Annotated in this window: 21 protein-coding genes and 1 pseudogene; 10 read left to right on the forward strand and 12 right to left on the reverse strand. The window is 64.1% G+C overall.

Features of this window, described 5'->3' with window-relative positions:
* Positions 1–249 precede the first annotated feature (249 nt).
* The 3 genes from QYH69_RS32015 (at position 250) to QYH69_RS32025 (ending at position 3,805) form a co-directional block, all read left to right on the forward strand.
* The gene (locus QYH69_RS32015; protein WP_374992544.1) at positions 250–1,629 is read left to right on the forward strand and encodes a hypothetical protein; all 1,380 of its coding nucleotides are present in this window, start codon (positions 250–252) and stop codon (positions 1,627–1,629) included.
* Between the two features lie 24 nt (positions 1,630–1,653).
* Complete coding sequence (locus tag QYH69_RS32020; protein ID WP_308835679.1) at positions 1,654–3,186, forward strand: sigma-54 dependent transcriptional regulator; 1,533 nt, start codon at positions 1,654–1,656, stop codon at positions 3,184–3,186.
* Between the two features lie 115 nt (positions 3,187–3,301).
* Entirely contained in the window at positions 3,302–3,805 is a 504-nt protein-coding gene (locus tag QYH69_RS32025) for a dihydrofolate reductase (RefSeq protein ID WP_308835680.1), read from the forward strand.
* A gap of 110 nt (positions 3,806–3,915) precedes the next feature.
* Here QYH69_RS32025 and pmbA read toward each other — a convergent pair whose 3' ends face one another.
* On the reverse strand, positions 3,916–5,292 hold the full coding sequence (gene pmbA, locus QYH69_RS32030) for a metalloprotease PmbA (protein ID WP_308835681.1): 1,377 nt from the start codon (positions 5,290–5,292) through the stop codon (positions 3,916–3,918).
* A gap of 215 nt (positions 5,293–5,507) precedes the next feature.
* Here pmbA and yjgA point away from each other — a divergent pair, with 215 nt between their 5' ends.
* Together yjgA and mog are read left to right on the forward strand one after the other, a co-directional pair.
* Positions 5,508–6,128, forward strand: a complete 621-nt coding sequence (gene yjgA / locus QYH69_RS32035; protein ID WP_308835682.1) for a ribosome biogenesis factor YjgA — start codon at positions 5,508–5,510, stop codon at positions 6,126–6,128.
* Positions 6,109–6,777, forward strand: coding sequence for a molybdopterin adenylyltransferase (gene mog, locus QYH69_RS32040; protein ID WP_308835683.1), 669 nt, complete (start codon positions 6,109–6,111; stop codon positions 6,775–6,777). Before yjgA ends, mog begins: the two co-directional genes overlap by 20 nt.
* A 127-nt stretch (positions 6,778–6,904) precedes the next feature.
* On the opposite strand, the gene orn is transcribed toward mog, so the two are convergent.
* Positions 6,905–7,528: an oligoribonuclease gene (gene orn / locus QYH69_RS32045; protein ID WP_308835684.1), complete on the reverse strand. Its 624-nt coding sequence runs from the start codon at positions 7,526–7,528 to the stop codon at positions 6,905–6,907.
* A 184-nt stretch (positions 7,529–7,712) separates the two neighbouring features.
* On the opposite strand from orn, the gene QYH69_RS32050 reads away from it, so the two are divergent.
* The 3 genes from QYH69_RS32050 to QYH69_RS32060 are packed head-to-tail and all read left to right on the forward strand — an operon-like array spanning position 7,713 to position 10,291.
* Complete coding sequence (locus QYH69_RS32050) at positions 7,713–8,972, forward strand: M48 family metallopeptidase (RefSeq protein ID WP_308835685.1); 1,260 nt, start codon at positions 7,713–7,715, stop codon at positions 8,970–8,972.
* The gene (rsgA, locus tag QYH69_RS32055) at positions 8,969–9,964 is read left to right on the forward strand and encodes a ribosome small subunit-dependent GTPase A (RefSeq protein ID WP_308835686.1); all 996 of its coding nucleotides are present in this window, start codon (positions 8,969–8,971) and stop codon (positions 9,962–9,964) included. Before QYH69_RS32050 ends, rsgA begins: the two co-directional genes overlap by 4 nt.
* 6 nt (positions 9,965–9,970) lie before the next feature.
* On the forward strand, positions 9,971–10,291 hold the full coding sequence (locus QYH69_RS32060) for a putative signal transducing protein (RefSeq protein ID WP_308835698.1): 321 nt from the start codon (positions 9,971–9,973) through the stop codon (positions 10,289–10,291).
* A 173-nt stretch (positions 10,292–10,464) separates the two neighbouring features.
* Here QYH69_RS32060 and QYH69_RS32065 read toward each other — a convergent pair whose 3' ends face one another.
* From QYH69_RS32065 to rpsP, 6 genes are all read right to left on the reverse strand, one after another.
* Positions 10,465–11,403 carry a CobD/CbiB family protein gene (locus QYH69_RS32065; protein WP_308835687.1) on the reverse strand — a complete coding sequence of 313 codons (939 nt, stop codon included), beginning with the start codon at positions 11,401–11,403 and terminating at the stop codon, positions 10,465–10,467.
* A 180-nt stretch (positions 11,404–11,583) separates the two neighbouring features.
* On the reverse strand, positions 11,584–12,291 hold the full coding sequence (locus tag QYH69_RS32070) for a CoA pyrophosphatase (RefSeq protein ID WP_308835688.1): 708 nt from the start codon (positions 12,289–12,291) through the stop codon (positions 11,584–11,586).
* A gap of 93 nt (positions 12,292–12,384) precedes the next feature.
* Positions 12,385–12,768 carry a 50S ribosomal protein L19 gene (gene rplS / locus QYH69_RS32075; RefSeq protein WP_308835689.1) on the reverse strand — a complete coding sequence of 128 codons (384 nt, stop codon included), beginning with the start codon at positions 12,766–12,768 and terminating at the stop codon, positions 12,385–12,387.
* Positions 12,769–12,949: 181 nt separating this feature from the next.
* Complete coding sequence (trmD, locus tag QYH69_RS32080; RefSeq protein WP_308835690.1) at positions 12,950–13,717, reverse strand: tRNA (guanosine(37)-N1)-methyltransferase TrmD; 768 nt, start codon at positions 13,715–13,717, stop codon at positions 12,950–12,952.
* Between the two features lie 23 nt (positions 13,718–13,740).
* Positions 13,741–14,538 carry a ribosome maturation factor RimM gene (rimM, locus tag QYH69_RS32085; RefSeq protein ID WP_308835691.1) on the reverse strand — a complete coding sequence of 266 codons (798 nt, stop codon included), beginning with the start codon at positions 14,536–14,538 and terminating at the stop codon, positions 13,741–13,743.
* 117 nt (positions 14,539–14,655) lie between these two features.
* Positions 14,656–14,910, reverse strand: a complete 255-nt coding sequence (gene rpsP / locus QYH69_RS32090) for a 30S ribosomal protein S16 (protein ID WP_075157794.1) — start codon at positions 14,908–14,910, stop codon at positions 14,656–14,658.
* Positions 14,911–15,281: 371 nt separating this feature from the next.
* Here rpsP and QYH69_RS32095 point away from each other — a divergent pair, with 371 nt between their 5' ends.
* A complete protein-coding gene (locus tag QYH69_RS32095) occupies positions 15,282–15,749 on the forward strand; it encodes an NINE protein (protein WP_308835700.1) in 468 nt (155 codons plus the stop codon).
* 33 nt (positions 15,750–15,782) lie between these two features.
* Here the strand turns inward: QYH69_RS32095 and QYH69_RS32100 are convergent, their stop codons facing one another.
* Together QYH69_RS32100 and QYH69_RS32105 are read right to left on the reverse strand one after the other, a co-directional pair.
* A complete protein-coding gene (locus tag QYH69_RS32100) occupies positions 15,783–16,907 on the reverse strand; it encodes a PA0069 family radical SAM protein (RefSeq protein WP_308835692.1) in 1,125 nt (374 codons plus the stop codon).
* A gap of 212 nt (positions 16,908–17,119) precedes the next feature.
* Entirely contained in the window at positions 17,120–17,608 is a 489-nt protein-coding gene (locus QYH69_RS32105) for an Lrp/AsnC ligand binding domain-containing protein (protein WP_075157796.1), read from the reverse strand.
* A gap of 170 nt (positions 17,609–17,778) precedes the next feature.
* Here QYH69_RS32105 and QYH69_RS32110 point away from each other — a divergent pair, with 170 nt between their 5' ends.
* Positions 17,779–19,107, forward strand: coding sequence for a D-amino acid dehydrogenase (locus QYH69_RS32110; protein ID WP_374992545.1), 1,329 nt, complete (start codon positions 17,779–17,781; stop codon positions 19,105–19,107).
* 143 nt (positions 19,108–19,250) lie between these two features.
* Here the strand turns inward: QYH69_RS32110 and QYH69_RS32115 are convergent, their stop codons facing one another.
* Positions 19,251–21,050, reverse strand: a complete 1,800-nt coding sequence (locus QYH69_RS32115) for an acyl-CoA dehydrogenase (protein ID WP_308835694.1) — start codon at positions 21,048–21,050, stop codon at positions 19,251–19,253.
* Positions 21,051–21,171: 121 nt separating this feature from the next.
* Positions 21,172–21,304: pseudogene (locus tag QYH69_RS32120) on the reverse strand (electron transfer flavoprotein subunit alpha/FixB family protein); the annotation flags it as partial.

Below are 21,304 nucleotides of genomic sequence, written 5' to 3' on the forward strand. Positions count from 1 at the left end.
AGGCAGCGCAGGAGACCAGTAGCGAGACAAAGCGGGAAGCAACAACGGGGCAAACAACGGAGACAGCGGCGGGCCGCCACGCGCACCGCATGACACAAGGCAGCAATGAAAGACAGGGGACGAGGTCCGCGCGAGGCATAACAACAGCGACGCGCGGCCTGCTTGACCGGGGGAATAAAAAACATGATTGCCGATACAAGGACCGGGAGGCCCCGTCTTGCTCTCGCGGCCATTCCGGCTGCAGCAGTGATGTTTGCATGGACACAGGGGGCGGCCGCGCAGGCCATTGCCAATCAATCGATGGAAGAGCGGCTCAATCAGCTGATGCGCGTCGTCGACGAGCAGCAGCGGCAAATTCAATCGCTCGAGCGCCAGATGACGAATCTGGAGATGGCGCAGCGCGGCCGCGGCGCACCGGGACACGGCGCGCCCCGCTCGACGGCGGTCGCCGGACAACCAGGCGCCGACGGCTTGCCGATGCCGTTGCCGCAGCTTGCGCAGGTGACGCCCGGTGCACCGGTGCCCGGCGGCCAGGGCAGCAGCACCGCGACCGGTGTGCCGGTCAATCCGCCGGCGCCCGAAGGGTCGACCGCGACCGGTTCGACTGCGCCCGGCGCGCCGGTCGCCCCCGGCGGCGCGATCGGCACGACGCAGAAAGCCGCTGAACCGGTGCGCACGCAGGCGGAAGAGGCCGTCGTGCAGCGCGAGCATGCGCCGCTCTTCGATCACAAGCTCACGCTCGACTGGGGCATCAGCGACACGTACTACGACCGCCGCCAGTTGCAGCTATCGGGCTTCCTTGCGCTCGATGCAATCTTCCTCGGCAACATCAACCTCGGCGAAACGAAATCGCATCAGGTGATGTCGGACCTCGACGTCCGTTATGGCCTGACCGACCGCATCAGCGTCGACGTCGATGTGCCGTATGTCTATCGTCACAGCACGTTTATCGTCGGCGGCGCGGGCGGTTCGGCGAGCACGCTTTCCGATGCCTCGGTGAACTCGCATGCGATCGGCGACGTCAACTTCGGCATTTACTATCAGCTGCTCAAGGAGACCAACAGTATTCCGGATGTGGTCGGCAGCCTGCGCGTGAAAGCGCCGACGGGCACCTCGCCGTTCGGCATCAAGGTCGTGCAGCTGACGCCCGACAACACGAATCTCGTCGCACCGTCGGAGCTGCCGACCGGCACAGGCTTCTGGAATATAACGGCCGGTTTGTCGGTACTGAAGACGTATGACCCGATCGTGCTGTTTGGAAGCCTCTCGTACACGTATAACGTCGCGCGTTCTTTCGGGGATATCTCGTCGGTACAGGGGCAAACGCAACCGGCGACCGTGAAGCTCGGCGACATCGTGCAGATCGGCGGCGGTGTCGCGCTCGCGTTTTCCGACAAGGACTCGGCCAGCATCTCGTACACGCTCGCACTCGAGCCGTCGTCGAAGACGAAAGCGCCGGGCGGGAGCTACCAGGACGTGCCCGGCAGCGAAACGACTGCGGCCGTGCTCAATTTCGGTTTGAACCATGTAGTCAACCAGCACCTGACGATCAACGGCACGGTGTCGATCGGCATGACGCCCGATGCACCGAACTTCGTGGTCGGATTGCGCTTTCCCTACACTTTTTGATGTGTCATCGAGACGAGGCTGATCGTGCGTGAACCCTCTCATCTGACTTCCGTGCCGAAAGTCGCGCCAGGCCGCCCGCCCCTCTCGGCCGCGCGCACTCCGCCGCCCTCGACAGGCGCGCCAGTCGCGCCGGGCGCGCAAGATGCGCGAACGGCCGATACGACAGGCGCGAGCGCGCGCAACGAGCGCACGCTGGTCTATGTCGCACGCACGCCCGACGACACGCTCGTCGCGCATCTGAAAAGCCGCGCCTGGTCTGTGCTGACCGCGCGCTCCGCGCATGAGACGGGCCGGCTGCTGAAGCCGGACGCCGCCTGCGCGGGCATCGTCGATATGGCGAGCTTCGCGTTGCGCGACCTCGCGTCGCTCGAAGCGAGCCTGCGCCAGCAGCAGGTCGGCTGGATCGCGCTCGCGAACACGGAGCGGCTCGCGGACGCGGAAGTGCGGCGCCTGATCCGCCACTACTGTTTCGATTACGTGAAGATGCCCGTGGCGCACGCAACGATCGATTATCTGGTCGGCCACGCGTTCGGCATGGTCGCGCTATACGATGCCGACGTGACCGCCGATGTCGCGCACGAGGATGACGAGATGGTCGGCACCTGCGATGCGATGCAGGCGTTGTTCCGCACGATACGCAAGGTGGCGAACACCGACGCACCGGTGTTCATCTCCGGCGAATCGGGCACCGGCAAGGAACTGACCGCGGTCGCGATTCACGAGCGTTCGCCGCGCCGCAATGCGCCGTTCGTCGCCATCAACTGCGGCGCGATTCCGCATCACCTGTTGCAGTCCGAACTGTTCGGCTACGAGCGCGGCGCCTTTACCGGCGCGAATCAGCGCAAGATCGGGCGGGTCGAAGCGGCCAGTGGCGGCACGCTGTTCCTCGACGAAATCGGCGACCTGCCGATGGAAAGCCAGGCGAGCCTGTTGCGCTTTCTGCAGGAAGGCAAGATCGAGCGCCTCGGCGGGCATGAATCGATTGCCGTCGATGTGCGCATCATTTCGGCGACGCACGTCGATCTCGAAGATGCGATGCGCGAAGGACGCTTCCGCGCGGACCTGTTTCACCGTCTGTGCGTGCTGCGCGTCGACGAGCCGCCGCTGCGCACACGCGGCAAGGACATCGAAATTCTTGCGCATCACATTCTGCACAAGTTCAAATGCGACAGCGCGCGCAAGATTCGCGGCTTCACGCCGTCGGCGATCGAAGCGATGTACAACTACAACTGGCCGGGCAATGTGCGCGAACTGATCAACCGAGTACGGCGCGCGATCGTGATGGCGGAGACCAAGCTGATTTCGGCCGACGATCTCGATCTCGCGAACTACAGCGCGCAGCAGACGATCTCGCTCGCGCAGGCCCGCGAAGCGGCGGAAAAGCGTGCGATCGAGGCCGCGCTGTTAAGGCATCGGCATCGCCTGAACGAGGCGGCCGCGGATCTCGGCATTTCGCGCGTCACGTTGTATCGGCTTATGGGTTCGCATGGTTTGCGCGATTCCACGAACGGCGACGACAAGGGTATGTTTCCGGGAGAAAGCGACGTGCGGGAGTGAGCGCGTTCTCTTGCCTGGCCGCGCGAACAACGGAACCGGCAAGACGGGAAACGGCGAGGCGCGTGCGCGCGCGTCGGGTAGAATCGCTGCGAACCGATTTTCTCGCCTTCTTCCCATGACAACGCTGACCCTGATCGTCGCTCGCGCCCGCAACGGCGTGATCGGCCGCGATAACCAGCTGCCCTGGCGGCTTCCCGAAGACCTCGCATTCTTCAAGCGCACGACGATGGGCGCGCCGATCGTGATGGGCCGCAAGACGCACGAATCGATCGGCCGCGTGTTGCCGGGCCGCCGCAATATCGTCGTGTCGCGCGATGCGACGCGCCGCTACGACGGCTGCGATACGGTAACGAGCCTCGCGGCCGCGCTCGAGCTCGCTGCGCAGGATCAGGCGCCCGAAGCATTTCTGATCGGCGGCGCGCAGCTTTATGAAGACGGCTTGCGCGAGGCGCACAGACTGATCGTCACGGAAATCGCCGCAGACTTCGAAGGCGATACGACCTTCCCGGCGCCCGACCCGCGCGAATGGGAAGAAGTGTCACGCGAAGCGCACCGCGCGAATCCGCCGAACGCGTTCGACTACGCGTTCGTCACTTATCGCCGCAAAAACCAGCGCTAGAAAGGGAAATCGCCACGCAGCGCAGGTGCGCGCAGTGTGGCGATTGTCTTCCGCGGCGGACTTGCGATGGCACTTTAGCGGCTGGTCCGGCGGCTGGCCGCCGCGACGTCTCACTGCCCCGCGATCGTCATCCGCTCGATCAGCACCGAGCCCGTTTGCTTCGTGCCGCGCACGATCGTATCGGCGCCGATTGCGACGATATGGCGGAACATCTCCTGCAGCGTGCTCGCCACCGTGATCTCTTCGACCGGATACTGGATCTTGCCGTTCTCGACCCAGAAGCCCGACGCACCGCGCGAATAATCGCCGGTCACGTAATTGACGCCCTGTCCCATCAGCTCGGTCAACAGCAAACCCGTGCCGAGCTTCTTCAGCATCGCTTCGAAATCGTCGTCGGCCCGCGTGAGCGAACTCTTCAGCGAGATGTTGTGCGAGCCGCCCGCATTGCCGGTGGTCGGCATGCCGAGCTTGCGCGCCGAATAGGTGGACAGGAAATAGCCTTCGACCACGCCGTCCTTCACGACGGAGCGCTGCCGCGTGCGCACGCCCTCTTCGTCGAACGGCGCGCTGCCCATCGCACGCGGCACATGCGGGTCTTCGACGATCTGCACGTGCGGCGCGAACACCGGCTGGCCGAGGCTGTCGACGAGAAACGTCGTCTTGCGATAGAGCGCGCCGCCGCTCGTTGCCTGCACGAACGCGCCGAGCAGCCCGGCCGCGAGCGGCGCTTCGAACAGCACCGGCACCTTGCGCGTATCGAGGCCGCGCGCGCCGATGCGCGCAAGCGCGCGTTCGGCCGCATAACGGCCGACCGCCTCCGGGTCTGCGAGTTCGGTGGCGCTGCGCCTGGACGTGTACCAGTCGTCGCGCTGCATGTTGCGGCCGCTGCCCGCGATCGGCGCGCACGCGACGTAGTGCCGCGAGTACGGATAGCCGGCGAGGAAGCCGCGCGACGTGCCAAGCACGAACTGCGAATGCTGCGCCGAGACGCTCGCGCCTTCGGAATTGCGGATCTGCGCGTCGGTGGCAAACGCGGCATCTTCGGCACGGCGTGCGATCTCGACCGCTTCGTCGGCGGACAGATTCCACGGGTGATAGAGATCGAGATCCTGCGGCGCCTTTTCGAGCAGTTCGTCTTCGGCGAGACCTGCGCAGTCGTCCTCAGCCGTGAAGCGCGCGATGTTGTACGCGGCGGTCACCGTATCTTTCAGCGCTTCGGGCGAAAAATCGGAGGTGCTCGCATTGCCGCGCTTGTTGCCGATAAACACCGTCACGCCGACCATCTTGTCGCGGTTGTGCTCGATCGTTTCGACCTCGCCGCGCCGCACCGAGACGGACAGGCCGTCGCCTTCGGAAATTTCGGTCGCCGCATCGCTTGCGCCGAGCGACTTCGCATGGCGAAGAATGTCCGACGCGATCTGCTTGAGCTCGTCCTGGGTATGCGGAAAAAAACGCTGCCGGGCTTCGGTTTCGATATCTGCTGCCATTGTGATTGCCATCCTCGATTGGCGTACCGCGCTCGCGCCGGGCAGGACCCGAGTGGCGGTGACGCGCTGGGTTGCGCATGATGATTGATGTCAGCGCGCATCACGTGATCATAACAAGGTCCGCGCAGACTCACCTGGGCTTTGCAGCAGGTTCGTCGCATGCGCCCGCGGTTTCCATGCAGATGTCCTGAAACGCGCACGTTACAATATCGGGCATGACACGCAAAACCCGTATTCAACCTATGTCGGGCGGGGACGCCGCCGACGTCGACCACGGCTACGACCGCCCGAGCAAATCGCAACTGAAGCGCGAGATGCATGCGCTGCAGACACTCGGCGCGGCGCTCGTCGAACTGCCGAAAGACGCGCTCAAGCGCATGCCGATGCCTGAAGCGCTCGACGAAGCGGTCCGCGAGGCGCGCCGCATCACCGACCACGAAGGCAGGCGCCGCCAGCTTCAATACGTCGGACGAGTGATGCGCTCGCTCTCCGACGAAGAAACGGCCGCCTTGCGCAGCGCGCTCGACACGTACAACGGCGCGAACCGCGCCGAAACCGCGAAGCTGCACTGGATCGAACGCACGCGCGAGGCGCTGCTCGCCGACGATGCCGCGCTGACCGACTTCATCCGCCAATACCCGTCGGCGGATCCGCAGGAAGGCCGCACGCTGATCCGCAACGCGCGCAAGGAAGCGCAGCTCGGCAAGCCGCCGCGCTACTTCCGCGAGCTGTTCCAGTGGATCAAGCTGGCCGGCGGCGTGCAGATGGGCGGCAGTTCAGATACCGATAACGATTCCGACGTCGAGGAAGACGACGATGACGACTCCCGCAACTAACTCCGCAGTTGACCCCGCAGCCAAGCCCGCGCCTGGCCCCACCCGCAGCCACCCCGACGAGCTGATCGTCGGCCTCGTTTCGATCAGCGACCGCGCAAGCACCGGCGTCTATGAAGACAAAGGCATCCCGTCGCTCGAAGAATGGCTCGGCGGCGCCCTGAGCTCGCCGTGGCGCAGCATCACGCGCCTGATCCAGGACGATGCGCCGACCATCACGTCGACCTTGATCGAACTCGTCGACGAAGCCGGCTGCGACCTCGTGCTGACGACCGGCGGCACGGGCCCATCGCGGCGCGACGTGACGCCCGAGGCGACGCTCGCGGCGGGAACGAAGGAAATGCCAGGGTTCGGCGAACAGATGCGTCAGATCAGCCTGAACTTCGTGCCGACCGCGATCCTGTCGCGACAGGTCGCGGTGATCCGCGAAACGCCCGCGCGTGCGGCGCTGATCGTGAACCTGCCGGGCCAGCCGAAATCGATTCGGGAGACGCTCGAGGGTTTGCGCGACGCCGACGGAAACGTGAAGGTGCCGGGCATCTTTGCCGCGGTGCCCTATTGCATCGATCTGATCGGCGGCCCGTACATCGAAACGAATGCGGCCGTGGTCGCGGCGTTCCGGCCAAAGAATGCGGTGCGCGCGCCGCGCTGAAGGCAACGCGCAGGAGAAGAAGGCGCCTGCTGCTCGTCGGCGCCTTTCACGCAGGCGGGCGGCGTTGCGGTTGCTTCAGGCCACTACGCGACGTGCTTCGCGGCTTGCTTCCAGGCTCGCTTCCGGCTCATTTCGCCGGTGCGTCCGTCATCGGCATACTGGCTTCCGGAATCAGGAAATGCTGGCGGTAGTAGCGCAGTTCGTCGATCGATTCGTGGATATCGGCGAGCGCAGTATGCATCGCGCGCTTCTGAAACCCTTTGTAGATCGCGGGCTGCCAGCGCCGGCACAGTTCTTTCAGCGTGCTGACGTCGAGGTTCCGGTAATGGAAGAACGCTTCGAGTTCCGGCATCCAGCGCGCCATGAAGCGACGGTCCTGGCAAATCGAGTTGCCGCACATCGGCGATTTGCCGGGCGGCACATATTCGCCGAGAAACGCGCGAATCTGCGCGGTGGCGGCGGCTTCGTCGACAGCGGATGCGCGCACGCGGTCGATCAGGCCCGAACGGCCGTGCGTATTGCGATTCCACTCGTCCATCTTGCCGAGCGTTTCGTCGCTTTGATGGATGGCGAGAACCGGGCCTTCAACCACCTTGTCGAGCTGCGAATTCGTGACGACGACCGCGATTTCGATAATGCGGTCGTTGTCCGGATCGAGCCCGGTCATTTCCATGTCGAGCCAGATGAGGTTCATTTCGCTGCGCGCAAGCGATGCGAGCGGTGCGGCGGTGGAATTGAGGATGTCGGTCATCGGAGATCGGCTCAGGTGAGAATCCGGCGGGGTAGCCCGGGGCGGCCTTTCGGGTTGGCTTCTGGGTTGGCTTCCGGGTCGGCCCTCGAGCGGGCCGTTCCGGTTGCCCTGTACGGCCTATGTGGAAGGCGCCCGCCGGCACGAACAACTCTATAATTGTCGCATAGTTACCACGGACTTCCGGATGCCCATTGTGTACTTCTCCATTCTGTTCGTGATCGCCGTTCTGGCGATGGTCGTGACGAAGCTGTGGCTTGCGTCGCGCCAGATCCGCTTCGTCGCGGCGCATCGCGCCGATGTGCCGCCGCAGTTCGCCGCGAAGATTCCTCTCACCGCGCATCAGCGCGCCGCCGACTACACGGTCGAACGTACGCGGCTCACGATGGCCGAGATCGTCGTCAGCGCGGCCGTGCTGATCGGCCTCACGCTGTTGGGCGGCGTAGAGGCGCTCGATTTCGGCATTTCGGGCTGGCTCGGGCGCGGCTATATCGGCCAGATCGTGCTCGTCGCAGCGGTCGTCGCGATCACCGGCATCGTCGACCTGCCGTTCGATTACTACCGGCAGTTCAGCGTCGAGGAACGCTTCGGCTTCAACCGGATGACAAAGCGCATCTTCTTCGCCGATCGCGTCAAGGGCGTGCTGCTCGGCGCCGCGTTCGGCCTGCCGCTGCTGTTCGTCGTGCTGTGGCTGATGGACCAGGCAGGCAGCCTCTGGTGGCTGTGGACGTGGATCGTCTGGGTCGCGTTCCAGATGCTCGTGCTCGTGCTGTATCCGACGCTGATCGCGCCGATCTTCAACAAGTTCGAACCGCTGAAGGACGAAGCGCTGAAAAGCCGCATCGAAGCGCTGATGAAGCGTTGCGGTTTCGCCGCCAAGGGCCTCTTCGTGATGGACGGCAGCCGCCGCTCCGCGCATGGCAACGCGTACTTCACGGGGTTTGGCGCCGCCAAGCGCATCGTGTTCTTCGATACGCTGCTCGCGCGCCTCTCGGGCAGCGAAATCGAAGCGGTGCTCGCGCACGAACTCGGGCACTTCAAGCGCCGCCATGTGATCAAGCGAATGGTCGTCACGTTCGCCCTGAGCCTTGCAATGCTCGCGCTGCTCGGGTGGCTGTCGCAGCGCGTCTGGTTCTATGAAGGACTCGGCGTGCGGCCGTCGCTGTCAGGCAGCAACGACGGGCTCGCCCTCGTGCTGTTCTTTCTCGCGGTGCCCGTGTTCCTGTTCTTCGTTACGCCGCTTGGCAGCCTCAGTTCGCGCAAGCACGAGTTCGAAGCCGATGCGTTCGCAGCCTCGCAGACCGATGCGAAGGACCTCGTCAGCGCGCTCGTGAAGCTGTATGAGGACAACGCGTCGACGCTCACGCCCGATCCGCTTTACACCGCGTTCTATTACTCGCATCCGCCCGCGTCGCAGCGGATCGACCGGCTGCTGCAGCACGCATGAGCGGCCGTCCGGCGAGACGCGGCGCCAGAGGCTCCCTGGATACGCGAGGTGCGGCAGACGCGCGACCCGCAGGCCGCGCGAGCGGGCTCGTGATCGCCGCCCATGGGCGCCATTACATCGTCGCGCCGTCGGGCGGCGGTGCGATGCTCCAGTGCTTTCCGCGCGGCAAGCGCAGCGAGGTGGCGGTCGGCGATCATGTCGTGTATGAGATGACGTCCGCGGACCAGGGCGTGATCGTCGAAATCGGCGAGCGGCGCAATCTGCTGTACCGCTCCGATCAGTACAAGTCGAAGCTCTTTGCCGCGAACCTCGATCAGTTGCTGATCGTGCTCGCGACCGAGCCGCATTTCAGCGAAGACCTGCTCGGCCGGGCGCTCGTCGCAGCCGAAGCGAACGAACTGAAGCCGCTCATCGTGCTGAACAAAACCGATGTCGAGGGCGCACTGCCGCTTGCGCGTCAACGTCTCGCGCTGTACCGAACACTCGGCTATACGGTGCTCGAAATGTCGATCAGAACACAGCCGGACGCCGCACGTGCCACGTTGATCGAACATCTGCACGGTCATGCGACGCTGTTGCTGGGGCAGTCGGGTATGGGCAAATCGACGCTCGTGAACCTGATCGTGCCCGATGCCGAAGCCGCGACGCGCGAGATCTCGACTGCGCTCAATAGCGGCCGGCATACGACGACGTTCACGCGCCTGTACCCCCTCGCCGATCCCGCTCAGGATCACGATCACGGCGGCGCCGGCGCGCTGATCGACTCGCCCGGCTTCCAGGAATTCGGCCTCCATCATCTGACCGAAGGCAAGCTTGAACGCGCGTTTCCCGAATTCCGGCCGCTGCTCGCGAATTGCCGGTTTTACAACTGCCATCATCTGCACGAACCGGGCTGCGCGATTCTCGAAGCAGTCGCCGACGGCCGCATTGCGCGCGAGCGTCATGCGCTTTATGCGCAGCTCGTGCACGAGGCAAGCCAGGTGGTGCGCTGATCGATGATCAAGCTGCTGCGCGCACCGAACCTGCTGATTGGCCAGCACTGGGTCAATCTGCTTGCCACTGCGGGAGTCGCATGTGAGCTGCATAACCGCTATCTGAACGGCGCGTTAGGCGATATTCCGGCCGAGCAGTGCGCGCCCGAGTTATGGCTCGTCGACGAACGCGACGAAGCGCTGGCGCGACGGTTGATCGATGCGGCTTCGCGCGGGCCGGCGGCCGGCACGCCAGGGTGGCGCTGCGGTCACTGCGGTGAAACGCTCGAAGCGCAGTTCACGGTGTGCTGGCAGTGCGGGACGCCGCGTAATCCGCTGGACGGGTGAGGACAGGCCGCGGCGGTAGCGATGCCGTGGCCGCTATAGCGCGAGGCCGCTTGAGGCGCTTGAGGCGCTTGAGGCGCTTGAGCCGCTTGAGCCGCTTGAGCCGCTTGAGCCGCTTGAGCCGCTTGAGCCGCCATAGAGGGTACGCCGGCCCCGGCGCCGTCCCGGGCTTGAACTCACGACAACCACACTGCGATCGTCAGCATCAGCAGCAGGATCATCCACAGGATTACGGCGCGCCATACGAGGCCCACGGCCGATTGCAACGTGCGCGGCGTGCAGTCGTCGCCGACCGACATCGGTCCGCCATCGCCGGTTGCGAGCGCATCGACGCTCGAGATTTCCGCGAGCGGGCCCGACAGACGCGCACCGAGCGCACCGCTACCGGCCGCGAGCAGCACGCCATCGTTCGGATCGGGCCATTGCCGCGCATGATTGCGCCACGCGTAGATTGCATCCTCGAAATTACCGACAATCGCAAAGCCCAGCGACGTCAAGCGTGCCGGTATCCAGTCGATCACGAAGAACGCGCGCTGCGCGAACGTCGAGAACGCGGCCGTGCGCTCCTCGACCGGCTGCGACCACGCGCGCGCGAGATACTCGGCCACGCGATATAAGACGGCGCCAGCCGGACCGATCGGCACGAGAAACCAGAAGAACACGCCGAACACATGCCGATGCGAAGCCACGACCGCGTGAATCAGCGTATGACGGACGATCTCGCTGACCGGCATATCGACCGTGTCGATGCCGGTCCATTCGTTGAGAATCTCGCGCGCGCGCGGCACGTCGTCGTTATTGAGCGCGAGATGGATGTCGGTGAAATAGTGGCTGAACTGCCGGAAACCGAGCGTGAAATAGACGATCACGACGTTCCACAAGAACGCGAGAACGAAGTGAATCTGGTAAAGCACGAAATAGACGAGGCCGACCGCAAGCGTCCACGGCAACACGACGACGAGCCAGGCGAGCACGCCATGTCTTTCCTTGCCGGCATCGAAGCCATGCGCGGTCGATTCCGCATGGTATTGAAGCAGCGACGCGATCGGATTGCTCGGCGACAGTGCACGGACCTGTTCGAGAATCAGAGCGAGCAATACGGAAAAAAAAGTCATGCGATGCGCCGTGCTATTCGAGTTATTGCGAGTTTTGCCGGGCTTTGCCGGGTTTTACATCCGACCTTTGCGTTCGATCCGTAAGATAGCACAGGGTCGAATAGGTACGATGGGGCTGCGATTACAAAGCGACAACGTCGTGAACGCGACGCTTGCGCGCGCCTCTTGCAGTGCCAGCCATCATGCGGCGAGAAAGCGATAGAAATTGCGCAACATGCCGGCTGTTGCACCCCAGATGAAGTAATGTCCACCGGTCTCGCTTCGATTGCCACGCGGATAAGGCATTGCAAAAAAGCGACGCTCGCCGTGCTCCCAACGCAACACGCGCACCTGATGGTTCGCCGGGTTCATCAGAAAGCCGAGCGGCACCTCGAAGATATCGGCGACCTCGAGCGTATCGGCGTGAACGGTGAACGGCGGGTGCACGAGGCCGACCACGGGCGTTACGCGAAAGCCGGTGCTCGTCAGGTAGTCGGGCAGCGCGCCCAGCACTTCGACGCGGTCCGGATCGAGGCTCACTTCCTCCTGCGCCTCGCGCAACGCGGTGGCGATCGTGTCGGCATCGGTCGGCTCGCGGCGGCCCCCGGGGAAGCTTACCTGCCCCGCATGATCGCTCAGATGGTCCGCGCGCTGCGTCAGCAGCACGGTGATGTCGGAATCGCGCACGACGAGCGGAATCAGCACCGCGGCAACGCGTGGGTCGATATCGTCGCGCCAGAGTATTTCGCGAGGCTCGGGCTCCCAGCGCAACTGCTGGTCGAAGCGCGCACGCAGGCCGTCCGCGCTCAGGCGTTCAGGTGTAACCGCAGGCAGATCGGCGCCGGTCGATTCGACAGGCAGGGATTCGGGCTCGAAGACCGGGCGAGGAGGACGGACGGGACGGGACAATGGCAACCCCGGTAGCGGGTGAAATGGGATACCCCGCTATTTTGAACCACTCAGAAAAAAAGCACCCGGGGTGGGTGCTTTTTCTTACAGCTCTTACTCCTGGGCAGCGCGGTCTTTCGACACGAGCTTTTCCTTGATCCGCGCCGACTTGCCCGAACGCTCGCGCAGGTAGTACAGCTTTGCACGACGCACGTCGCCACGACGCTTCACGACGATGCTCGCGAGCAGCGGCGAGTACGTCTGGAACGTACGCTCGACGCCTTCGCCCGACGAGATCTTGCGGACGATGAACGACGAGTTCAGACCACGGTTGCGCTTCGCGATCACGACGCCTTCGTACGCCTGAACACGCTTGCGGTTACCTTCGACGACGTTCACGTTGACGATCACCGTATCGCCAGGGGCGAATTCGGGAATGGTCTTACCAGCGAGCGCACGCTCGATTTCTTCCTGCTCGAGTTTTTGAATCAGATTCACGATTGACTCCTGATGCCATCTTGTCGGCGTTCGTACCTGCCTTGCGTGCAATAGTGCTGCGACGTTCGGCGACGGCCCCGATAGAGGATGGGTTCACCACTGGAACCGTTCACGCATGAACGGCCCCGCCTATGTCCCGCGACTCGCGCCGCTGGCCCGCCACAACTCTACCGAGCCGTGCTCAGGCCTTCGATGCTTCTTTCGCGAGACTTGCGAGCCATGCCTCATCGGCACGGCTCAACAACCTGTTCGTACGCGCCCGCGCGATCAGATCGGGCCGCTTGTCGAGCGTATTGCGCAGCGCTTCGCGCCGGCGCCACAGCTCGATTTCCGCATGATGGCCACCAAGCAGCACATCGGGCACCCGCACGCCCTGATACTCCTCGGGCCGCGTGTAGTGCGGGCAGTCGAGCAAACCGTCGACGAAGCTATCCTGCACCGCCGACTGCGCATCATTGAGCACGCCCGGCAACTGCCGCACCACGGCGTCCATCAATGCCATCGCGGGGATCTCACCGCCGGACAGCACGAAGTCGCCGAGGCTCACTTCTTCGTCTACGCAGCGCTCGATAAGCCGCTGGTCGATCGCCTCATACCGTCCGCACAGCAGGATCAGGCCCGGTTGCGCCGCGAAGCGCATCACGCTGCCGTGATCGAGCGTCCTGCCTTGCGGCGACATCATCACCACGCGCGAGCCGGTAATGCCTTGCTCCGCCTGCGCCGCTTTTGCCGCGCCGATCGCGTCTTCGAGCGGCCTCGCGAGCATCACCATGCCAGGGCCGCCGCCGTACGGGCGATCGTCGACCGTGCGGTAATTGTCGGTCGTGAAATCGCGGGGATTCCACGTACGCAACCCGAAGCGCTGCTGCTTGACCGCGCGGCTCGTGATACCCCAATCGGTCAGCGCGCGAAACATGTCCGGAAAGAGCGTGACGACGTCGAACTGCATCGCTCTCCCCTTCAGCGAATCATTCAGTAATCAGCTTCCCAGTCGACGATGATGCGCTTCGCCGCCTGATCCACCGTCTTCACATAGACCCCGACAAACGGAATGAGCCGCTCGCCAACAGCCGGCTTGCCGTCTTTGCCGGTGGTCCCGTATTCGATGCGCAACACCGACTGCGCGCCATTGTCGATCATGTCGGCCACCTTGCCCAGTTCGACGCCCGCCTCGTTGACGACATCGAGACCGAGCAGGTCCACCCAGTAGTACTCGTCGGCTTCGAGCGCCGGAAAATCGCTGCGGCGCACATAGACGCGATAGCCACGCAGCAGCAGCGCTTCGTCGCGATCCGCGAGGCCGCCCAGCTGCGCGACAATGCTGTCGCCGTGCACTTTCGACTGCCCGACCGGCGCTGACTTGCGGTCTTGCACTCGCGCATGGCCTGGGTTCTGGCCCGGCGTGTTGCCTGGTGTTTTGCCTGGTGTTTTACCTTGCAGCGGGCCTTGTTGCGGCACTTTGAGCAGCCACCAGCGTTTCGCGTTCAGCAGCGCGTCGCCGCCCTGCCCGCCGCCCGCGTGCGCAGCAACCTTGACCCAGCCTTTGAGACCGTAAGCGTCGACGATGGCGCCGACTTCGATCGCGTCGTCCGGCCAGCTTTCGGCCGTTTCAGCCTGCATGGCCTGCTGATTTTCAGCCGGCCCGGCAGCCGCGGCGCTTTTCACACCTGAAGCCGCGCCCGACTTGGCAGGCTTGCGGGCAAACACCCCAAACGACGCGCCTGATGACGCTTTTGCGGGACCCGGACTGTCTGAATCACGCGCGGACATCAGCCGGCCTCCTTATCGACACCGGTCTCGACACCCTTAAAACCGAAGCATCGGACGGCACACACGGTGCGTGGCCGACGGCCGATGCTCATTGCCGCCACATTTACTGCGGCCACATCAAGCAGCCGGTTGCGCCTTTTGCGCTTCCTTCACGAGGCGCTGCACCGTTTCCGACAGTTGCGCGCCCACGCTTTGCCAGTGGGTCAGGCGGTCTTGCGCGATGCGCAGCGCTTCGCCCTTCGTTGCGACCGGGTTGTAGAAACCGATGCGCTCGATGAAACGGCCGTCACGGCGGTTACGCGAGTCGGTAGCGACGATGTTGTAGAACGGGCGCTTCTTCGAGCCGCCACGAGCCAAGCGGATGATGACCATACTTAAAGTCCTTGAAAACCGGGTTCGGAACTACTGAAACACGCGATTATAGCCGGAAAGCAAAGCCATAACAAACACTTACCGGCACAAACCGAGCATGCCGCGCGATTGGCCAGTGCGGAATAACAACGCGATCGGCGGAGGGGCGCCCGCGCGGCCGCCCAGCGGGCACGTCAAGATCTGACCGACGGTCTCATGGCGGGGCCCACGGTTCGCAGGCCTACGACGCCGGGGCTTGCTGCGCGGTCAGGGCCGCGTCACCGCGCCACCTGACCGGCACGAGGCGCGCGGCGTAGAATGCGCGTCGGCGCTCCACGCCCTTGCTGATCCGTTCTCGGGCCGCGCCGCCCGTCACCTTGCCGCTTACTTTCATGTCGACTGCTGCTTCGCATCCCGCGCGTTTTCGTTCCAAAACCCTGACCGCCGCGCTCGCGTTTTTCTTCGGCTCGCTCGGCGCGCACCGTTTCTATCTGTACGGCGCGCGCGACCTGTTCGGCTGGGCCCACGTTATCGGCACGCTGATCGGCATACCGGGCGTCCTGCTGCTGATGGCGACCGAACGCGCATCGATACCCGGCTGGGTGCTCGTCGTGCCTGGCGCGATCTCGCTGCTTGCCGCGTTTCTGGCGGCGATCGTCTACGGACTGCGCCCCGACGAGAAATGGGATGCGCAGTTCAATGCGCACACCGGGCGCGACAGCGAGTCCGGCTGGACTGTCGTCTTCGTCGTGATCTTTTCGCTGCTGGTCGGCGCGTTCCTGCTGATGACAGGCCTCGCAATCACGTTTCAGACCTACTTCGAATCGCAAGTCGAAGCCGCGAAGTCGATTTCGCAATAATCGCCGCGCCTTAGCCGCCTTAGCCGCCCTCGCCTAGAACAGATCGAGTTGCCCGTCATCGGCCGCCCGCCTCGGCGGCGGCTCGACCCGGCGAAACTGCGACATATCGAGAATGCCGTGCTGCCGCGCATTCAGCCCCAAGCGCCGCGTCGCCTTCGCAAAACGCTGCTTCAGCAAATCGGCCCACAGCCCCTCGCCTTTCATCCGGTGCGCAAACGACGAATCGTAGTCCTTGCCGCCGCGCATATCGCGCACACGGCTCATCACGCGATCCGCGCGGTCCGGAAAATGCGCGGCGAGCCAGTCCTTGAAGAGCGGCGCGACTTCCCAAGGCAAACGCAACACGATATAGCTCGCGCTCGTTGCGCCCGCTTCGGCGCACGCTTCGAGGACGCGTTCCATATCGGGTTCGGTGACGAACGGAATGATCGGCGCGATGCTGACGCCGACCGGCACGCCGGCGTCGGCGAGCGTGCGAATCGTGCGCAGACGCCGCGCGGGCGTTGCCGCGCGCGGTTCGAGCGTGCGCGCGATATCGGCATCGAGCGTCGTAATCGTGATCGCGGCCATCACCTGGCCGCGCTCGGCCATCGGCGCGAGCAGATCGAGTTCGCGCTCGATCAGCGACGACTTCGTGATGGCCGCAAACGGATGATGACGGTCGTGCAGCACCTCGATCACGCGGCGCGTCAACCGCAGATCGCGCTCGACCGGTTGCCACGCGTCCGTATTGACGCCGAGCGCGATCGGTTCCGGCACATAGTTCTTCTTCGAAAGCTCGCGCGCGAGCAGTTCGGGCGCATTGACCTTCGCGTAGATCCGGCTTTCGAAATCGAGCCCCGGCGACAACCCGAGATACGCGTGCGTCGGACGTGCGAAACAATAGATGCAGCCGTGTTCGCAGCCGCGATACGGATTGAGCGACACGCTGAACGGGATATCGGGCGACGCGTTATGTGTGAGGATGCTCTTCGCGTATTCGTCGAACACCTGAGTGCGCAGCGCCGGACCTTCGTCCTCCTCTCGCCGCTCGGCAGACGGAGTCCAGCCGTCGTCGACGGCTTCGCGCTGATCCACTTCGTAGCGGCCTTGCAGATTCGTCACTGCGCCGCGGCCCTTGCGCGGCACCGGCGGCGCAACCGGATATTCATACGACAAATCGCACGAAGCATCGGACGGAGAGGCTTCAGACGAAGCGCCGGCAAAGGCATGCGAAGGATAAGAATCGGGGTCGGCGTTGTTCACAGGTGTACGTCGAAAGCGGCGAATACCTGTACAAATATACAGTGTTTACGCGGTTTGTCGAGCGACCGCGCGCACACCGCCAACCGAGCCGGTAAGCAGGGCGCCCGGCTGGGCCGATCGATCGATCAATCGCCCACGGCAATCGTCAGCGTCTCCTTGATCTCCTCCATCACGACATAGCTTTTCGACTGCACCGCGCCGGGCAGTTGCAGCAGAATGTCGCCGAGCAGCTTCCGGTAGTCGGCCATTTCGCCGATGCGCGCCTTGATCAGATAGTCGAAGTCGCCCGACACGAGGTGGCATTCGAGCACTTCCGGAATCTTCTGCACCTCGCGCCGGAACTGGTCGAACATGTTGCCGCTTTTGTGATCGAGCGTGATTTCGACGAATACAAGCAACGCCGCGCCGAGTTCGGCAGGATTGACCCGCGCGAAATACCCGGTGATCACGCCGTCGCGCTCCATGCGTTTGACGCGCTCGATGCATGGCGTGACCGACAGCCCCACCTGTTCGGCCAGATCCTTCATCGCGATGCGACCGTCCAGTTGCAACACTTTCAGAATCTTGCGATCGATCTTGTCGAGCGCGCGGACCGGCTGACGCTGCGTTCTCATCGCTATGGTCTCTTGACGACTATTTATTACTGAAATTTGAAAAAATACGATAACAAAACCTGCATCGACGTCAATAGTATAGCGGTTAACACTGGACACTCCGCGTGTCGCCTTGTTATTCCGCTGTCAGCCTGAATTTTCCGGCGAGCGTCAGCGAATCGACACACAGCATGAAGACGCGGCGTGCCTCGAAAACTACTGGGAGTCGAGCAATGCGTGTAGTCGTCTTAGGCAGCGGCGTCGTCGGCGTGACGAGTGCTTATTATCTCGCCCGCGCGGGCCACGAGGTCACGGTGATCGATCGCGAAGCGGGCCCGGCGCTCGAAACGAGCTTTGCGAACGCGGGGCAGATCTCGCCCGGCTATGCGTCGCCGTGGGCCGCGCCCGGCGTGCCGCTGAAAGCCGTGAAGTGGATGTTCCAGAAGCACGCGCCGCTCGCCATCCGTCTGGACGGCACGCAATTCCAGCTGCAATGGATGTGGCAGATGCTGCGCAACTGCACGTCCGGACGCTATGCGGTCAACAAGTCGCGCATGGTGCGCCTCGCCGAATACAGCCGCGATTGCCTGCAGGCGCTGCGCGCCGAGACGGGCATCCACTACGAAGGCCGCACCGGCGGCACACTGCAACTGTTCCGCACGCAACAACAGCTCGACGGCGCGGCCAAGGACGTCGCAGTGCTCGAAGAAGCGAACGTCCCGTACGAACTGCTGATGCCGGCCGATCTCGCGCGCGCCGAGCCGGCGCTCGCCGCCACCGCGCACAAGCTGACCGGCGGCCTGCGCCTGCCCGGCGACGAAACGGGCGACTGCCAGCTGTTCACCACGCGCCTTGCCGCGCTCGCCGAACAGATCGGCGTGCGCTTTCGTTTCAACACGCCGACCGACGCGCTGCTGATGGACGGCGGCCGCATCGGCGGCGTGAAATGCGGCAAGCAAACCGTGCATGCCGATGCATTCGTCGTCGCGCTCGGCTCTTACTCGACGCAGTTCCTCGCGAATCTGATCAAGATTCCTGTCTATCCGCTGAAGGGCTATTCGATCACCGCGCCCGTCGTCAATCCGGCGGCCGCGCCGGTGTCGACCGTGCTCGACGAAACGTACAAGATCGCGATCACGCGTTTCGATGATCGGATCCGCGTCGGCGGCATGGCCGAGATCGTCGGCTTCGACAAGCAGCTCAGGAACGCGCGCCGCGAAACGCTCGAGATGTGCGTGAACGACCTGTTCCCCGGCGGCGGCGACACTTCGAAGGCGACGTTCTGGACCGGTCTGCGCCCGATGACGCCGGACGGCACGCCGATCGTCGGCCGCACACCGATTTCGAACCTGTTCACGAACACCGGTCACGGCACGCTCGGCTGGACCATGTCGTGCGGTTCAGGCCAATTGCTTGCCGATCTGATTTCGGGCCGCAAGCCCGCGATCCAGTCGAACGATCTCTCCGTGCATCGCTACGCTCGCGAGTTCGGCAGCACGCCGCGCCCGGCTTACGCGTAAGCGGCGCGACGGCACGCGCCGGCCCTTCGTTTGCGCGGCTGGCCGCGCAGCGCAATGAAAAGACGGCGCCTCGTTTGCACGCGAGGCGCCGTCTTTTTGTCGGCCAGGCCTGTTGCCGCGCGGGCAGCCACGCCCACTCCCGATCAGAACTGATCGGTTGAAAGTCCGAGCACACCCTCGTCGCCTCGCGCGCTGACGATCGACGTTTCGAGCGCCGCCGCCTGCGGCAACACATGCTCGGCATAGAAACGCGCCGTGGCGATCTTCGCATCGAAGAACGAGGGATCTTCGTCGCGCTTGCGTGCGGCGACGAGCATCGCACGCGCCATCTGCCAGCCGCCGAGCACGATGCCCGCAAGTTTCAGATACGGCACGCTGCCCGCGAACACCGCGTTCGGATCGTTCTTCGCATTCCAGACCACAAAATTCACCGCCGCCTGCAACGCATGATGCGCATGCGATAGTTGCTGACGCATCGATTCGAAGGCGGGGCCGCGCTGCGCGCCGAGCGCGTCGACCGTTTGCGCAATCTGCGCAAGCAGCTGCTGCGCGACCGCGCCGTTATCGCGCAGCGTCTTGCGGCCGACGAGGTCGTTCGCCTGAATCGCGGTCGTGCCTTCGTAGATCGGCAGGATGCGCGCGTCGCGGTAGTACTGCGCGGCGCCCGTTTCTTCGATGAAGCCCATGCCGCCGTGCACCTGCACGCCGAGGCTCGTCACTTCGAGCGACAGCTCGGTGCTCCAGCCCTTCACGATCGGCACGAGGTATTCGTAGATCGCCTGATGGTCCGCGCGCGCCGCCGCGTCCCGATGCCGCCGCGCGAGATCGCAATGCGCCGCCGCGACATAGGCGAGCGCACGCGACGCTTCGGTCAGCGCGCGCATCGTCGCGAGCATGCGGCGCACGTCCGGATGATGGATGATCGCGACCGCGTCTTTCGACGAGCCGTCTACCGGGCGGCTCTGCACACGCTCTTTCGCGTATGCGACGGCTTTTTGATAAGCGCGGTCCGAGATCGCGATGCCCTGTACGCCGACCGCGAAACGCGCGGCGTTCATCATGATGAACATGTACTCGAGGCCGCGATGCTCTTCGCCGATCAGATAGCCGGTGGCGCCGCCGTGGTCGCCGAACTGCAGAACAGCGGTCGGGCTCGCCTTGATGCCGAGCTTGTGCTCGATCGACACGCAATGCACGTCGTTGCGCGTGCGGGTCTCCCCGTTGGCGCCGTCCGTGCCGCCGACGAACTTCGGCACGATGAAAAGCGATATGCCCTTCACGCCCGCCGGCGCATCGGGCGTGCGCGCGAGCACGAGATGGACGATGTTGTCCGCCATATCGTGCTCGCCCCACGTAATGAAGATTTTCGTACCGAACAGCTTGTAGCTGCCGTCCTGCTGCGGCTCGGCGCGCGTGCGCACGAGCGCGAGGTCGGAGCCCGCCTGCGGTTCCGTGAGATTCATCGTGCCGGTCCAGACACCCGACAGCAGCTTCGGTACGTAGGCCTGCTTCTGCGCTTCGCTACCCGCGGTCAGCAGCGCTTCGATCGCGCCGTCGGTCAGCATCGGACATAGCGCGAACGACAGATTCGACGCGTTCAGCATTTCGAGGCAAGGTGTGGCGATCAGCTTCGGCAGGCCCTGGCCTTCGTATTCGGGCGGATGCTGGAGGCTTTGCCAGCCGCCGGCGGTGAACTGGCGAAACGCGTCGCCGAAACCGGGCGTCGTCGTGACGTTGCCGTCGCGCCATATGGCCGGATTGCGATCGCCTTCGACATTGAGCGGCGCGAGCACTTCGCCGCAAAACTTCGCCGATTCGTCGAGCACTGACCGCGCGGTGTCGGCATTCGCGTCTTCATAGCCGGGCAATGCGGCGATGTCGTCGAGTCCGGCCAGTTCGTTCAACACGAACAGCATGTCGTTGACGGGTGCCGTGTAGCTCATGTCTGTCTCCTCCCTGCACGATAAAAAAGGGGCGCCGGATCGGTGATCGCTGCGCCCCTTCGTTTCGCCTGGCGCTTGGCGTCTTACGCCCCGGCGCTATCGCTTGCGGTTGTGCCGCCCATCAGCCGAGCTCGTTCACGAGTTCAGGCACGAGCGTGAACAGATCGCCGACGAGGCCGTAATCGGCGACGCTGAAGATCGGCGCTTCGGGATCCTTGTTGATCGCGACGATCACCTTCGAGTCCTTCATGCCC

Origin of the sequence: Paraburkholderia sp. SARCC-3016 (genome assembly GCF_031119615.1) — a bacterium.
In the GTDB taxonomy this organism is placed as follows: domain Bacteria; phylum Pseudomonadota; class Gammaproteobacteria; order Burkholderiales; family Burkholderiaceae; genus Paraburkholderia.

Coding starts and splice junctions, on each gene's coding strand:
- QYH69_RS32015 (WP_374992544.1), top strand. CDS start 250: ATGTTTGCATGGACACAGGGGGCGGCCGCGCAGGCCATTGCCAATCAA.
- QYH69_RS32025 (WP_308835680.1), top strand. CDS start 3,302: ATGACAACGCTGACCCTGATCGTCGCTCGCGCCCGCAACGGCGTGATC.
- pmbA (WP_308835681.1), bottom strand. CDS start 5,292: ATGGCAGCAGATATCGAAACCGAAGCCCGGCAGCGTTTTTTTCCGCAT.
- yjgA (WP_308835682.1), top strand. CDS start 5,508: ATGACACGCAAAACCCGTATTCAACCTATGTCGGGCGGGGACGCCGCC.
- mog (WP_308835683.1), top strand. CDS start 6,109: ATGACGACTCCCGCAACTAACTCCGCAGTTGACCCCGCAGCCAAGCCC.
- orn (WP_308835684.1), bottom strand. CDS start 7,528: ATGACCGACATCCTCAATTCCACCGCCGCACCGCTCGCATCGCTTGCG.
- QYH69_RS32050 (WP_308835685.1), top strand. CDS start 7,713: ATGCCCATTGTGTACTTCTCCATTCTGTTCGTGATCGCCGTTCTGGCG.
- rsgA (WP_308835686.1), top strand. CDS start 8,969: ATGAGCGGCCGTCCGGCGAGACGCGGCGCCAGAGGCTCCCTGGATACG.
- QYH69_RS32065 (WP_308835687.1), bottom strand. CDS start 11,403: ATGACTTTTTTTTCCGTATTGCTCGCTCTGATTCTCGAACAGGTCCGT.
- trmD (WP_308835690.1), bottom strand. CDS start 13,717: ATGCAGTTCGACGTCGTCACGCTCTTTCCGGACATGTTTCGCGCGCTG.
- rimM (WP_308835691.1), bottom strand. CDS start 14,538: ATGTCCGCGCGTGATTCAGACAGTCCGGGTCCCGCAAAAGCGTCATCA.
- rpsP (WP_075157794.1), bottom strand. CDS start 14,910: ATGGTCATCATCCGCTTGGCTCGTGGCGGCTCGAAGAAGCGCCCGTTC.
- QYH69_RS32095 (WP_308835700.1), top strand. CDS start 15,282: ATGTCGACTGCTGCTTCGCATCCCGCGCGTTTTCGTTCCAAAACCCTG.
- QYH69_RS32105 (WP_075157796.1), bottom strand. CDS start 17,608: ATGAGAACGCAGCGTCAGCCGGTCCGCGCGCTCGACAAGATCGATCGC.
- QYH69_RS32110 (WP_374992545.1), top strand. CDS start 17,779: ATGAAGACGCGGCGTGCCTCGAAAACTACTGGGAGTCGAGCAATGCGT.
- QYH69_RS32115 (WP_308835694.1), bottom strand. CDS start 21,050: ATGAGCTACACGGCACCCGTCAACGACATGCTGTTCGTGTTGAACGAA.